Here is a 13,413-nt window from a genome sequence, read left to right on the forward strand (position 1 = left end):
GTCGAGACCGCCCCGGCGGGATGCCAGGGCGGTCCCGGCGGTCAGGCCGCCCCAACCTCCCGGCGTCCCAACGCGCGGCGGGGCCCGGTGTCCAGCCACAACATCGGAGTCCTGACGTCCGGTCACGACGTACGGAGATCCCAGCGTCCGGTCACGACATGCGGCGTATGTGCCGCTCCCAGCCTCGACAGTTCCTCACAGGTCAGCGACGCCGTCACCGGAGTGCGGGACCCGACCTTCCAGCCGGCGTGCACCACCGCCGCCCGCAGGGCCCGTACCGGATCGCCGGTGTTCCGCCAGACGTGCAGGAAGGTGGCGAACAGCGCGTCACCGGCTCCGGTGGTGTTCACGACCTCCCGTGGCGTCACGGCCTCCGCCCTGACGAGCAGCCCGTCTCTCATCCCGAGCACCGCCCCACGCTCGCCGAGTCCGACTCCCACCACCTGACAACGCGGGTAGCGCCGGAACATCTTCGCCATCCACTGCTCGGGCGGACAGGGCAGGCGTTCGTGGCTGCAGAAGACGATCCTCGCGGCCTCCAGCCATGGACGGTTGTACTCGTCGCCGAGGTGGTGGATGAGGTGGACGTCCACGGCGATGGGAATGCCGAGCCGAGTCGCGGGCCGAACCAGATCCCGGACGAACTTCGCGTTCGTCAGGACCAGAAGGTCCGCGCCACGGGCCTGCGCCTCGAAGAGGTCCGGTGGATACGCGACCCGGTTGACGGGCGCCAGGTTCGGGAAACCCATGCGACGGCCGTCGGGTGTGACGAGTGTCACGCCCGACGACGATTCGGCGCTCTCGACGATCCCGGGTCCCAGCAGGCCCGCACGGCCGAGTTCGGTCGTTATACCCGCGCCGATGAGATCGCGGCCGACCACGGTGCACAGACGCACGTGATCGCCGAGCGTCTTCAGGGTCCGCGCGATGTGGCCCGCGGCCCCTGACACGCCGGCGCATGACCAGCATGGCGACGACGTGGGGGCGTACCGGACAGGAAACTCCCTCACCCCAACGGACATGTAGAAACTGACGGCGCCGGCCACGAGGATCCCGCGGTTCATGCGGACGTCCTTCCGGTGTCGTACGCCCCGAGGCGGGCGGGGCTGACCTGCGTCCTGCCCGCCACCTCGAGCGTTCCGATCCTGGCCGCCGAGGAGTCGACGTACCGGCCCACGATCACCGAGGCGGTGCCCAGGCTCTCGAACGGCATCCCTGCGGCCCGCCAGCCGTATAGGAACGACCCGTAGACGGCGGGCCAGGGGGCGGAGCCGCCGGAAAGGTCTCCCACCTCGGTGATCGCGGCGAGCCGTCCGTCTCGAAACCCCGCCAGGAGGCCGCCTCCGGCCTCCTGTCCGCCGACCGCGACCTCGCAACCGGGATATCGGTCAAGGAGGCCGGAGATGCCTCTTTCGGGAACGTTCCAGGGGATCTTCGGGCTCACGAGGACATCGGCGACCTCGCACCAGGTCCGGTTCAGGGGGTCGTCGAGGGTGGCGACGATATGTGTGCCGTCGAAGACGCGCCTGCCGGGCGGCAGGCCACGGTGGTGTCTCTCCGGAGACAGGATGACGAGGTGCGGGGCGCGGAGCGGGCCCTCGCGGGGGATCACCAGGATCGCCGGTTCACTCCGCCGCGATGTGGCGGTTCCGCGCGTGGTGAGGGTCCGCGGCGGGACGGTGATCCCGGACGGAGCCGCGGGTCCGGGTGAAGCAGCGGGTCCAGGTGAAGCAGCGGGTCCAGGTGAAGCAGCGGGTCCAGGTGAAGCAGCGGGTCCAGGTGGAGCGGGGGCTGCCGACGGGGACGGGATCCGGCGCAGCCTGAGCGCGTGTTCCAGCCGGAAGAGGTGAACTGACACGAACGTACCGAACACGTTGATTCTCCGATCCGGATGGTCTACCTGACGAGAAAAGGCGCCGGAGCCGGTGCGGTCACCGGGATGGTCGCGGGTTGCCGCAGTTCCAGCAGCCGGTAGATGAGCCGGCGCATGTTCCGGTCGAAACGGCCTGGCTCGGAGGTGATGCCTTCCGCGACGGCCCGGTAGTGGCCGGGCCCCACCTCCTCGGCGATCCTGACCAGCTGCTCTCGCAGCGAGCCGCGAGGGGAGAGTCTGGGTGCGACGGTGGCGAGGCCGCCGAGGGCGGACGCGGGGTCGACGTCGTCCCGGGGAAAGCCGGCCAGTGCGACCGGCGCCCCGGTGACCGTCCCGTACAGGGTCGCCGATCCGTGGTCTCCGATGATCCAGTCGGCCGACGCGAGGACCGCGTGCCAGTTCGCCTCCGGTGGCACCAGGCTCAGGCCGCGCCGCAGAGAGTCGGCGAACCAGGCTCTCACCTGCCAGATGCCGTGCCCGAACCAGACGTTGGGGTGCAGGAGCAGCACGACGCGGTACTCCTGCCGGGGCAACTCGGTGACCAGGCGGTGCAGCAGCCGGGGCCATCGGCCGAAGAGCGATGTCGACCCCCAGGTCGAGCTGACCACGACGAGCTTCTGATCCGGCTCGACGGCCAGCGCGCGGCGGTACAGATCTCGGTGCGGCAGTGCGGCGACCAGCCTGTCGTAGGAGGGGTCGCCGACGACGGTGGCCACCGGGAGCGCCTGCGGGCAGGTCCGGCCCAGCCGTCCCAGCTCGGAGGAGTGGGAGAGCGCCACCGCGGAAGGCAGTACGGCGCCGTCGTACAACAGGCGCTGGGGATCGAGCCCGTATGCCACACGATCGCCCACGGCACGCACACCGTCTCGTACGGCCACGAGCTTGTTGAAGCCGGCGCCGTGCGGAATGACGATCAGTGGCGCGTGAATCTCGTGGAGCGCGCCCAGGCTGGCGGCGACGGCGAGATCGAACCGCTGGTTTCTGGACTGTTCCCAGGGCAATACCACCGCCCCCAGTCCACCGACGAAATCCGCGACCCCGTTGCTGAAGACGTCCGGGGCGATGGTGAACACGACCTGGATTCTCAGGTCGGATTCCACGAGGCGTACGGTGTCCATCAGGCGTTGTCCCGATGTGACGGTGTGGACGACCACCAGCACCACTTTGCAGTTCCTGCGCGTCACCCATCGGCGAGAGTCGAGCCCGATAGGAACCCTGCTCCATTCGCGGTCGGACATTTTCCTGTCATCACCCCTGACCTGTTCCGGCGGACGGGCGAGGTTCGTCGTCCTCTATAGAGAGGTTCATCGCCCTTCGCAGAGCGTCGCCGTCGAAACTTGCGGAAACCCTTGCGGTAATCCTGTTGCCAGCCAGAGGGAATGAGGATAAATAGGTCATAGGACTAGTCGAATCACTTACTGCGCAGGCGACTCTGACCAGTTAAATGCCTCATACGGAAGACCGCTCCCGCCGGGAAGGGGAATAGAATGGAATTCCGTATTCTCGGACCGGTCGAGTTTTGGTCCCGAGGTCAACGCCGTGACCTGGGGTGGGCCAGGGAACGTCACATTTTGGCCGTCCTTTTGATGACCCCGGGAAAGCCTGTTTCCACCGAGTCGCTCATCCGCAAGGTGTTGGGTGAAAACCCCCCGGACAATGCCCGAAGCATCCTGTACAGTCCCATCGCCCGACTGAAGGGCCACCTGCACGGCGCCGGAGAGGGCGTGCGGCTGAGAGGTGGTTCGGGGACGTATTCCCTTGAAACAGACCCGGAGAACATCGACTACCACCACTTCCGCGCACTGTGCTCGAAAGCCCGTTCGGTAAGCGAAAAGGGCGACGTCGACGGCGCTTTGCGACTGTATGGCGAAGCGGGTCGATTGTGGCGGGGAGAGCCGCTGTCCGGACTCTCCGGCTCCTGGGTCGTCAATACCCGTAGAAATCTCGAAGGCGACCTGCTGGCCGGCACCGTCGAACGCGTCGAACTCGAACTCCTTCGCGGCTCGAACACCAACCTCGTGCCGGAACTGTACGACCTGGTCAACCGATTTCAATTCGACGAGAAACTGGTCGAGCTGCTCATGATGGCGCTCTATCGAGCCGGTCGGCAGGCGGAGGCCCTCGGCGCCTACCGTCAGGCGCGCAGTCGTCTCGTCGGAGAGCTCGGCACCGAACCGGGGCCGGGGTTACGGGCACTGCAGCAGCGCATCCTCCAGGGCGATCCGGCGCTGCTGCCCGAGTCCTGGCGCGGGGCCCGGGGGAACACGCCGCTGACCAGCCTCCCTCGCGACGTTCACACCTTCGTCGGCAGGACACCCGAGATCAACCGGCTGATCGACGAGCGGATACGGCAGGACGCGGTCACCGTTCTCGCGATCGACGGCATGGCGGGGGTCGGGAAGACGGCACTGGCCGTGCACCTGGCCCACCGGCTCGCCGACGACTATCCCGACGGTGTGCTCTATCTCGATCTACTGGGCTACGACGCCGAGCACGCGTCGATGGACCCGGCGACCGCCCTCGAACGTCTCCTGCGCCTCCTCGGCATTCCGGTCCCTGACGGCCTGGACGAGCGGGTGGCGAGGTGGCGCACCGCGCTCGCCCGCCGCAAGGTGCTCCTGGTCCTCGACAACGCCATCGGGCATGATCAGCTCAGCCCTCTCCTGCCGGGGGCACCCGGTTGCCTTGTCATGATCACCAGCCGTCGGCGGCCGGCGGGGCTGGACGACGTTCACTCGCTCTCCCTGGGGGTTTTGCCACCGCAGGAGGGGGCCGACCTCTTCGGTCGCGTCGTGGGTTCGCGGCGCGCGCTCCCCGCGGACGACGTCGCGCGGGTCGTGCGGCTCTGCGGCCATCTCCCCCTCGCGATCCAGTTGGCCGGTAGCCGGCTCCGGCACCGGCCCGCGTGGAGCGTGGCCGACCTCGCCGAGTTGCTCGGCAGGAACGACCGGCGGCTGAGCGAGATCCGGGCGGGGAACCGCGGGATCATCGCGGCGTTCGAGCTTTCCTTCAACGGCCTGGACGAATGGCAGCAGCGGGCGTTCTGGCGGCTCGGACTGCACCCCGGGGCGGACATCACCGCGGACTGCGCGGCGGCGCTGCTGGAATCGGACCGGGCCGAGGCGGAGAGGTTGCTCGACGATCTCCTCGACCATCACCTCATCTCCGAGCCTCGGCGAGGTCGATACAGGTTTCACGACCTCATCGGCGAGTATGCCCGCCTGCTGTCGAACCGGGAGCCGGAGAGCGCGCGAGCCGAGGTGCTCCGCCGGGTCCTCGACCACTACCTTCACATGGCCGACACCGCCGACCGGCTGCTCTACCCGCACCGCACCCGCGGCCCGGCCGAAATGTTCGACGCACCGGGTCCCGGAGCGGGTATCACCACCGAGGAGCAGGCCCTCGCCTGGATGAACGCCGAAGTGGACAACCTGCTCCTCGTCACGCGCCACGCCGCCGATCACGGGTGGACGAGGCACGCGGCGTTGCTTCCGCGCGTCCTCGGCCGATATCTCGACGTGTGGGTCCGCTGGGCGGAGGCGGCCGAGCTCCACACCCGCGCCGTGGAGGCGTGGCGCGAACTGGGGAATCGGTCGGGGACCGCGTACGCGCTGGCCGACCTCAGCGTGGTGCGGCGGCAGACCGGCCGGTATGAGGAGGCCCTCCGGCTGGCCGACGAGGCGCTGACGATCCAGCGTGCCCTCGACGACGAGCGGGCCATCGCCGACCTGCTCGACAACAGCGGCCTGGTGTACTGGCAGCGTTCCAAGTTCGACGTCGCCCTGAACTGCTTCGAGCAGGCACTGCGACTGCGCAGGGCGCTGGCCGACCGCCACGGTCAGGCCGCCAGCCTCACCCATATCGGGATCATCCACTCGCATCTGGGGGACTACCCGAAGGCCACCGAACACCTGCTGGGGGCGCTCGGGTTGTACCGGCAGGGCGGCGACCGGCGCGGACAGCAGGTCGCGTTGAACAACATCGGCGAGATCGAGTTCAGGCTGGGCAACTACAACACCGCGCTGAGGCACTACGAAGAGGCCGAGTCCGTCTACCCTGACATGGGCCCGCAGAACAAGGCCATCTGGCTCAACAACGTCGCCAACGTCTACCAGTTCCTGAACCGGCACGCCGACGCTCTCGAGTGCTACAGAAAGTCACTGCGGATTCACGGTGACATCGGCGACCGGCGGCACGAGGTGGACGCCCTCAACAACATCGGCAACTGTTACGCGCGTATGGGCAGGGACGAGGACGCGCTCGTCCATCACCAGAAGGCATTACGCGTCTCCATCGAGATATCGGAACGTCACGAGGAAAGCCGGGCCCTTCTCAGTATCGGCGGAATTCATCATCGCGCTGATCACCACGACGCCGCCCTGGCCCATTACGGGAAGGCCCTTGCCGTGGCGCACGCCATCGGGGACGTCCACCAGGAGGCCCGCACGCTCGACGAGATGGGCACCGCGCTCGCCGACGCCGGCAAGTGGACACGGGCAGAGGAGTGCTGGCGACGGGCGCTCGACCTCTACGAGTCTCTCGGCGTGGTGGAGGCGGAGCTGCTCCGGGCGAGACTTGCCAGGTAGAGCCGACGGGAGTCGCCAGGCGGCAGGTGGACCCATCCTGCTGTATGATCTTCATGGCCCACTGGGTGCTCAAACGCACACATATCGCCCTTATCGCTAATTCGCCACTTTTATTCTCATATTCCCCGCAGGATGTCGCGAGCCCTGCGAGATGACTACCAGTTCGGGATGTCCTATAGTGGAGTCTCGTCCTGGCCGAAATTTGAGACCGAGGACGTTTTCGGTTTTTGGCAAGAAAGCGAAAAACAGCGATGAGACGACCCTTCAAGACCGTCGGCGCCATTCTTGTGACCGGTGCCTTTATGATTTACGGTATCGACCTGTTGTCGATCATTGATTCCCTGGTCATTAGTTCCTGAATATATTATCGAACGGCCAGGGGTGGCGTAGGCCACCCCTTTTTTTTGTCGACCTCGGGGTCCCGCACCCACGGTAGTGGACGACCGAGCAGACGATCCGGCGACCACGCCCACCACCCGCACGGCCCCGTGCCGACGCAGCCTGTCCCCCGGACCGTTACCGTCCGTCATCCTCGTACCCGCCGAGGCCCGGTGAGCGGCGGCCTCAGCCCTTGAAGGCGCCGTTCATGATCCCGGCCACCATGCGCCGTCCGACGAAGACGAACAGGACGAGCAACGGGAGGGTGGCGAGGAAGGAACCGGACATGGCGAGCCCGAGGTCGATGCTGAAGCTGTTCTGCAGCGCCTTGATCGCGATCTGGACGGTGTACATCTCCGGCGACTTCAGCACCACGAACGGCCACAGGAAGTCGTTCCACGCGGTGACGAAGCCCAGCAGGCCGAGCACGAAGGCGGCGGGACGCACCAGCGGGAACGCGACCCGCCAGAAGATCTGCCAGGTCGACGCCCCGTCGATGCGGGCCGCCTGAAGGAGCTCGTCGCTGATGGCGGACGATATGTGCTGGCGCATCCAGAAGATGCCGAAGGCGTTGGCCAGGCCGGGGACGATCAGCGCCTGGAGTGTGTCCACCCAGCCCAGCGATGAGATGATCATGTATTGCGGGACGATGGCGAGCTGGGTCGGCACGGTCATCGTCAGAACGACGACCAGGAACAGCGTGTTGCGGCCGCGGAAGCGCAGTTTGGCGAACGCGAAGCCCGCCAGCGCGCACAGCACCGCCTGGCCCACGCCGATCGACCCGGCCACGATCAGGCTGTTGACGATCGACTGGACGAACGGCACGGTCGAGAACACCAGGCCCGCGAGGTGGAAGAAGTTGTCGCCCGGCACGATCTCGGGCGGCAGATTCGTCGCCGTCGCGGTGTCGGTGGTGGCGACGATGAACATCCAGTACAGCGGGAACAGGCAGAAGAAGACGGCGAGCGCGAGCAGCGCGTAGGTCCACCATCGGACACGATCGCCGGAGCGTGGTCTCGTCGTGCTCACGATCGCCTCCTCAGCCCTTGACCGGGCGGATCCGGGTGGACAGGAAGTAGTTGAGGCCGGCGAGCACGACGACCATCACGAACAGCGCCACGCCGACCGACGCGGCGTAACCGAACTTGAACTGGGTGAACCCCTGCTCGAACAGGAAGAGGGTGAGCGTCTGGCACTGACGGATCGGCCCGCAGGTGGTGGCCGCGCCGCGGTTCACGAGCAGCGGCTCGGTGAAGATCTGCAGCCCGCCGATCGTCGAGGTCACGATCGTGAACACGATGACCGGCCGCAGGGCGGGGAGGGAGATGTGCAGGAACTGCCGCACACCTCCGGCTCCGTCGACGGCGGCCGCCTCGTAGATCGCTCGGGGAACGGCCTGCAGGGAGGCCAGGTAGAGCAGCGTCGTGTAGCCGAACCACCGCCAGGCCACCATGACGGCGATCATCACATGGCTGCCCGCCACCGACTGGGTGAAGTCGATGTGCTCGACACCCACCAGGCCGAGCAGCCAGTTCAGCACCCCGTAGTCGCGGTCGAACATCTGGACGAACACGATGGCGGTGGCGGCCACCGAGGTGATGTACGGCACGAGCATCGTCATGCGGAAGAACACGGCGAAGCGCAGCCGTACGTGGTTGAGCAGGTGCGCGAGCAGCAGCGCGACCAGCAACTGCGGCACGGTGGACAGCAGCCAGATGCTCACGGTGTTGCGCGCCGCGTTCCAGAACCGCACGTCCCCGAGCAGCCGGTCGAAGTTGTCCAGGCCGACGAACACCTGCTCGCCGATCGGGTTCCAGTCGAACAGCGCCACGTAGAAGGTGAACAGCAGCGGGATGAGACCGAACACCGCGAAGAGCACGAAGAACGGGGCGATGTAGGCGTAGGGGGCAACGATCTCGGCGAAACCGCGTCGCGCGGCCTCCACCGGCGGGGCCGGGGGCAGGTCCGCCTTGGTGGGGCTGATGCTCGTCGTCACGGTCTGCTCGCTTTCCCGCCACCGGCGCGGGCCCCTTGGAACGGCCCGCGCCGGCGACGCTCGCGAAGGGGCCTAGCCACCGATCGCGGTCTTGATGTTGGTCACCGCCGCGTCCCACGCCTTCGCGGGATCACCCTTGCCCTGCTCGACGTTGGTGATGGCGTTCGTGAACTCCGTGCCGATCGTCGTGCTCTCCGGCCCGATGAGGAACGGCTTGAGGCCGAGCAGCGAATCGGTGTAGATCTTGCCGATCGGTGCGCCGGAGAAGAACTCGTCCTTGGCTGAGGTGAGCTTCGGGTCCTGGTAGACCGACGGGGTCGCGGGCAGCGACCTGGCCTCGGAGAAGTGTTCGAGCTGGCCCTGCGGCGACTGCATGGTGGCGATGTACTCCCAGGCGGCCTTCGGGTTCTTGGCGTTCTTGGGGATCGCGAGGAAACTGCCGCCCCAGTTGCCCGAGCCGCCGGGGATCGTGGCGATGTCCCACTTGCCCTTGGTGTCCGGGGCGTTGTCACGGATCTGGCCGAGGAACCAGACCGGTGCGGCGGCGACGGCGAAGTCCCCCCGCTTCATCGCGGCGCTCCACCCCTCGGTGAACGAGCTCTGCTTCGCGGTGATCCCGGCGGCCACGGCCTTGAGCGCCTGGTCGAAGGCGGCCCTGACCTGAGGGCTGCGTTCGTACACCAGGTTGCCCGCGGGGTCGTAGTACTTCTCCTGCCCCTGGTTGACCACCTGCGAGTAGACGCTCCCACCCGCGTTGTCGATGAACGCCTTGCCGGTGGCCGCCTTGTACTTCTTGCCGACCTCGATGAAGGCGTCCCAGGTGGGCCAGAGCTTGCCCACCTCCTCACGGTCCGTCGGCAGCCCGGCCTCCTTGAACAGATCGGTCCGGTAGGCGATGGCCATACCGCCGACGTCGGTCGGGATGCCGATGATCGAGCCGTCCTTGGCCGTGGGCTGGCTGATCACCCAGTCCAGGTAGTCACCCTTGACCTTGTCGGCACCCAGCGTGCGCAGGTCGACGAAGTTCTGCGGTTGCTGGACGAACTTGGGCAGGTCGTCGCCCTGGATCAGCACCAGGTCGGGCACCTTGCCGCCGGCGAGCGCGGTGGTGAGCGCCTGCGCCGTCTCCTGCGCGTTCCCCACCTCGGTCAGCTTCACCTGCACGTCCGGCTTCTTCTTCTGGTACTCGGCGACGGACGCCTTCTGGTTGATCCCGGTGAACGACCAGAACTCGAACGACGAGCCGTCCGATTCGCCGGAGGGAGTCCCGGACGACGAGCCTGAGCACGCTGCCATGCTGAGGGCCGCGGTAGCGGCCAACACGACCGCTGAGACGTTACGGAACTTCACGGCGACCTCTTTTCGCTTGCTGTGGTCAGGGATGCGATGTGCGGCCCGGCAACGCGAGGACGCGCCGCGCTCGCCGGGCACCTCCTCCGCGCGCAGGACGGTGCCGCGCCGCCTCAGACTCCGGATCGCGAACGCCGGACAGGTTCGACACCGCCATGCCGACCTGCCGCCTCACCTGCGAAGCCTTCTGACATCGCTCTTGAACATGAAACTTTCGGAATGTCACACCGGTCATTGATCCAGGACATTAGGGCTCTGCCGACCTGAGCGTCAATATTCTTACGGCAATGTGTCTGAAACAATCGGCCTGTCGGTTTTATGTTTCGGGAGCACACCGCCCCCTCCACCGAGACGACGGAGGCGGCCTGCCAGGCAGATCACCAGAAGCGAAGAAGAGATTCGGCCCTCGGGTGGCAACCTCGAAGAGCGGAGCAGCCGGCCACCGACCTGACGTTGGAGGATCGATGGGTCTTCTTGAACCAATAGTACGAATGGCGATATATATCAGTTATGGCGCTACGCGAGCAGAGCTACCTGATCCTGCTGGCCCTGTCCCAAGGCCCGCTCCATGGATACGGGGTGATCAAAGCAGTGCAGGAACTGTCCGAAGAGCGTGTACGCCTTGGCGCGGGCACTCTTTACGGTGCTCTGGATCGACTGGCGGGCGACGGACTGGTGATCGTGGTCAAGGAGGAGGTCGTTTCCGGCCGTCATCGCCGCTACTACGATCTCACCGGCCACGGTCGTCAGGTGCTGTCCGAGGAGACCGCCCGCCTGACGCGCTTGGCCGCCACCGCTCAGCGCCGATTGAGCCTCCGGCCCGGGATGGGGATGTGATGACCCCCGAGGTCACCTCTACCTACGAGCGTCGCTGCCGACTGCTGATGCGTCTGGCCTACCCAGCCCGCTTCCGGGAGTTCCGCGGTGCCGAACTGCTGAGCACCCTGATGGATCTGGCCGAACCAGGGCAGAGCAGCCCAACCTTGCGCGACGGCCTGGACGTGCTCCGTGGCGGACTCACGCTGCGCCTGCGCGAGCACCCGCCGGTGTGGCACTGGCTGCCCTATCGGGCATTCGGCTGGCGACTGCCCTGGAAATATCGCTGGTGGGCCAGAGACGATATCCAAGGCCGATTTTTCCTGGAACGGCATGTGGTCTTCGCCGTGCTTGGCTGGAGCCTGTATCTCACATTGATCCAGTCTCCTATACCGCTGCCGTACTGGCCCCTGCTGAAGGTATCGGGAATTGCCTACCTGCTCCTTCTGCCGTTCAGGGCCCGCCTGAGACGTCTATTGCTCGCCAGACACGAGTTCCATCCTGATGGCGCCTCTTACGTAAAATCAGCGCTCCAATCATAAATCGTTGCCTTTCGGCTGGAGCACCCTCGTGTGTACTGGATATCAGGACGCCCTGGCCGCTTGGAGCGGCGGTTACTATTCGGCGGCCGGATTCAGGGGGACGGAAGTCTCGGGCATCGACCAGTGCGAGGGGTCTATCACATCATCGGCGGAAGGCGCGGCGATGTCGGTTTCGGCACCCCAGCCGGTCAGACGAGCATCAACGACAAACGAGACAGGGACACCACCGTTCTTGGAAAACGGTTGGCTCCATGAACCCCAGGCCCTGCGCACCAGCTGGTCCTCACCGAGCCAGAGTCGCCAAGACATCTTGGCCTTCGCTTCCTCTTCGGTGAGCATCACCACGAGTCCGAAGGGGAATCCCTGAGAGGCCTTGGAGAGCTGACCGACGGTCATCGTGCCCTGGTAGAGCGTGGTACGAGTGCCGTCGTAGACGCCTGCGGGGCGCTTGACCCTGGTAGTGGCCAGCACCGCCTTCAGCATGGCTGGATCGGCGAGCTGGATCCAGCCGGCGTCCAATTCCGGCCGGACCTCGTCGTCCTCGTTGAGGAACCAGCTTTTGCCGTCGGGCAAGTAGTCGTTCTGGACGTACTGGCGGCCCTCAAAGATGATCTGCCGTACGGGATCGACCCGTTTTATGCGGTCGGAGTCATGTGTCATATCGACGGCTACGATCTTGCCCTTACCGAACTCGGCGACGGCCTTGGTCCAGACGTAGTCCTTATCCTTCTGCTCCTCCGTTACGGTGCGGACCATCGACATCTTCACACCCCGGTTCTCGACGAGCCGGCGCTTGAGAGCGTCGATCGGGTCGACGGGAGTTTCCTGGACGCCTGCGGTGGTGTCGAATCCAGTCGCCATCGGGACGGCCGCCTCCACGACCTCCCCGCCGCAGGCACGTTCGACGTGCTCAGCACGGATGTCCTTCCAGCGTGCATATTCCGTCACGATCCGCCCCCTCCGTCTGCCGTTCCTGCATGTAGACCTCGTAGCACTGTTCGGCGATCGGGGTGGTCTGTACCAGGCGTTCCACCGCCCGGTCTTATCACCCGTGACCAACAGGATGCTGGATCGCTACGGAGCGAAGGCAAAACAAGATTCGCACCGTCCCCGCGCTGTCAGTACTCAAGGATGCCGTGGGCGGTCACGATGTGACTGGAAGCGTTCGGCCGGACCCCGGTAATGCGCTCAGCCAGCTGCCGCGCCGCGGCAAGCCCGCCCTCCGAGTTGCCATGGACCAAGCCGAGCTCGATCCGATCGGTCAGGTAGTCCGTCTGGATGTTGTCCGTCTCATGAGGAATCAACGGGTCGAAGGAGAGGAGCTTGCGGCCGTCCGCATAGTGGTCGAAGGACGCGACCCTGTTCACGTTGACAAAGACGCTTGCCGTGACCGTTCCTGCCGACAAGGGCCGCAGCACCTCGTCCAACGTGCCGGCGAAGCCGTTCCACTCGCCCAGAATGGTGCCACCCTCGGCCGGATAGGCGCAGATGAGACCCTCATCGATCTCGCCCTCTTCGTCATCACCGTCGAACACCTCAATACCGAGGCGAGCCAGCGCCTCATGCGGGGTGAGGCCGCGGACGTGCGTCGCGCAGAACGCATCGTCATCAAGCCAGCTGTAGACGCTCATGAGAATCCTGCTCTCTCCCGGGTTGGATCAAAGAAATCCTGGCATGCGGGTCCGACGAAACCGCGATCGGCCTTCTCGGCCTCATGAGCCCGGCGTCGTGAGCGTGGTTGCCCTGAGGTATCTCGGACTGAGCAAGGTCTGGGGCTCGCCCAAGGCCGGGTAGTTAGAGCCTGGAGCTGCGGCGCAAGGGCGTCTCACAGAGTGAACGGGGCATGAACGAAGGAGCGGAGCTCCGGTAGAA

Annotated in this window: 11 protein-coding genes; 3 read left to right on the forward strand and 8 right to left on the reverse strand. The window is 66.1% G+C overall.

The genetic code is table 11. The features are described from left to right. Nucleotides 1-122 precede the first annotated feature (122 nt). The 3 genes from AB0B90_RS35515 to AB0B90_RS35525 all read right to left on the reverse strand — a co-directional run bounded on the left by AB0B90_RS35515 (nucleotide 123) and on the right by AB0B90_RS35525 (nucleotide 3,111). Nucleotides 123-1,064, reverse strand: coding sequence for a carbohydrate kinase family protein (locus tag AB0B90_RS35515; RefSeq protein WP_350941958.1), 942 nt, complete (start codon nucleotides 1,062-1,064; stop codon nucleotides 123-125). Continuing rightward, nucleotides 1,061-1,612 (reverse strand): hypothetical protein, encoded by a 552-nt coding sequence (locus AB0B90_RS35520; protein ID WP_362926463.1) that lies wholly within the window; start codon nucleotides 1,610-1,612, stop codon nucleotides 1,061-1,063. The genes AB0B90_RS35515 and AB0B90_RS35520 overlap by 4 nt, the downstream gene beginning before the upstream one ends. Before the next feature lie 284 nt (nucleotides 1,613-1,896). Beyond that, complete coding sequence (locus AB0B90_RS35525) at nucleotides 1,897-3,111, reverse strand: hypothetical protein (protein WP_350941955.1); 1,215 nt, start codon at nucleotides 3,109-3,111, stop codon at nucleotides 1,897-1,899. Nucleotides 3,112-3,459: 348 nt separating this feature from the next. Between AB0B90_RS35525 and AB0B90_RS35530 the strand changes: the two genes are divergently transcribed. After that, nucleotides 3,460-6,459: a tetratricopeptide repeat protein gene (locus AB0B90_RS35530; RefSeq protein WP_362926464.1), complete on the forward strand. Its 3,000-nt coding sequence runs from the start codon at nucleotides 3,460-3,462 to the stop codon at nucleotides 6,457-6,459. 564 nt (nucleotides 6,460-7,023) lie between these two features. Here the strand turns inward: AB0B90_RS35530 and AB0B90_RS35535 are convergent. From AB0B90_RS35535 to AB0B90_RS35545, 3 genes are all read right to left on the reverse strand, one after another. After that, on the reverse strand, nucleotides 7,024-7,866 hold the full coding sequence (locus AB0B90_RS35535; protein ID WP_350941952.1) for a carbohydrate ABC transporter permease: 843 nt from the start codon (nucleotides 7,864-7,866) through the stop codon (nucleotides 7,024-7,026). 10 nt (nucleotides 7,867-7,876) lie between these two features. Further along, nucleotides 7,877-8,833: a sugar ABC transporter permease gene (locus AB0B90_RS35540; protein ID WP_362902040.1), complete on the reverse strand. Its 957-nt coding sequence runs from the start codon at nucleotides 8,831-8,833 to the stop codon at nucleotides 7,877-7,879. 72 nt (nucleotides 8,834-8,905) lie between these two features. Beyond that, nucleotides 8,906-10,183 (reverse strand): extracellular solute-binding protein, encoded by a 1,278-nt coding sequence (locus AB0B90_RS35545; protein WP_350941948.1) that lies wholly within the window; start codon nucleotides 10,181-10,183, stop codon nucleotides 8,906-8,908. A gap of 510 nt (nucleotides 10,184-10,693) precedes the next feature. Here AB0B90_RS35545 and AB0B90_RS35550 point away from each other — a divergent pair. Together AB0B90_RS35550 and AB0B90_RS35555 are read left to right on the forward strand one after the other, a co-directional pair. Continuing rightward, nucleotides 10,694-11,020 (forward strand): helix-turn-helix transcriptional regulator, encoded by a 327-nt coding sequence (locus AB0B90_RS35550; protein WP_362926465.1) that lies wholly within the window; start codon nucleotides 10,694-10,696, stop codon nucleotides 11,018-11,020. Further along, nucleotides 11,020-11,541: a hypothetical protein gene (locus AB0B90_RS35555; RefSeq protein WP_362926466.1), complete on the forward strand. Its 522-nt coding sequence runs from the start codon at nucleotides 11,020-11,022 to the stop codon at nucleotides 11,539-11,541. The genes AB0B90_RS35550 and AB0B90_RS35555 overlap by 1 nt, the downstream gene beginning before the upstream one ends. Before the next feature lie 75 nt (nucleotides 11,542-11,616). Here the strand turns inward: AB0B90_RS35555 and AB0B90_RS35560 are convergent, their stop codons facing one another. Then, nucleotides 11,617-12,489, reverse strand: coding sequence for a hypothetical protein (locus AB0B90_RS35560; RefSeq protein WP_362926467.1), 873 nt, complete (start codon nucleotides 12,487-12,489; stop codon nucleotides 11,617-11,619). A gap of 170 nt (nucleotides 12,490-12,659) precedes the next feature. Continuing rightward, the gene (locus tag AB0B90_RS35565) at nucleotides 12,660-13,172 is read right to left on the reverse strand and encodes a DUF6461 domain-containing protein (protein WP_362926468.1); all 513 of its coding nucleotides are present in this window, start codon (nucleotides 13,170-13,172) and stop codon (nucleotides 12,660-12,662) included. Between the last annotated feature and the right edge of the window lie 241 nt (nucleotides 13,173-13,413).

The organism is Streptosporangium sp. NPDC049078 (assembly GCF_040648855.1).
Classification (GTDB): Bacteria; Actinomycetota; Actinomycetes; order Streptosporangiales; family Streptosporangiaceae; genus Streptosporangium.

Coding starts and splice junctions, on each gene's coding strand:
- AB0B90_RS35565 (WP_362926468.1), bottom strand. CDS start 13,172: ATGAGCGTCTACAGCTGGCTTGATGACGATGCGTTCTGCGCGACGCAC.
- AB0B90_RS35515 (WP_350941958.1), bottom strand. CDS start 1,064: ATGAACCGCGGGATCCTCGTGGCCGGCGCCGTCAGTTTCTACATGTCC.
- AB0B90_RS35555 (WP_362926466.1), top strand. CDS start 11,020: ATGACCCCCGAGGTCACCTCTACCTACGAGCGTCGCTGCCGACTGCTG.
- AB0B90_RS35525 (WP_350941955.1), bottom strand. CDS start 3,111: ATGTCCGACCGCGAATGGAGCAGGGTTCCTATCGGGCTCGACTCTCGC.
- AB0B90_RS35530 (WP_362926464.1), top strand. CDS start 3,460: ATGACCCCGGGAAAGCCTGTTTCCACCGAGTCGCTCATCCGCAAGGTG.
- AB0B90_RS35550 (WP_362926465.1), top strand. CDS start 10,694: ATGGCGCTACGCGAGCAGAGCTACCTGATCCTGCTGGCCCTGTCCCAA.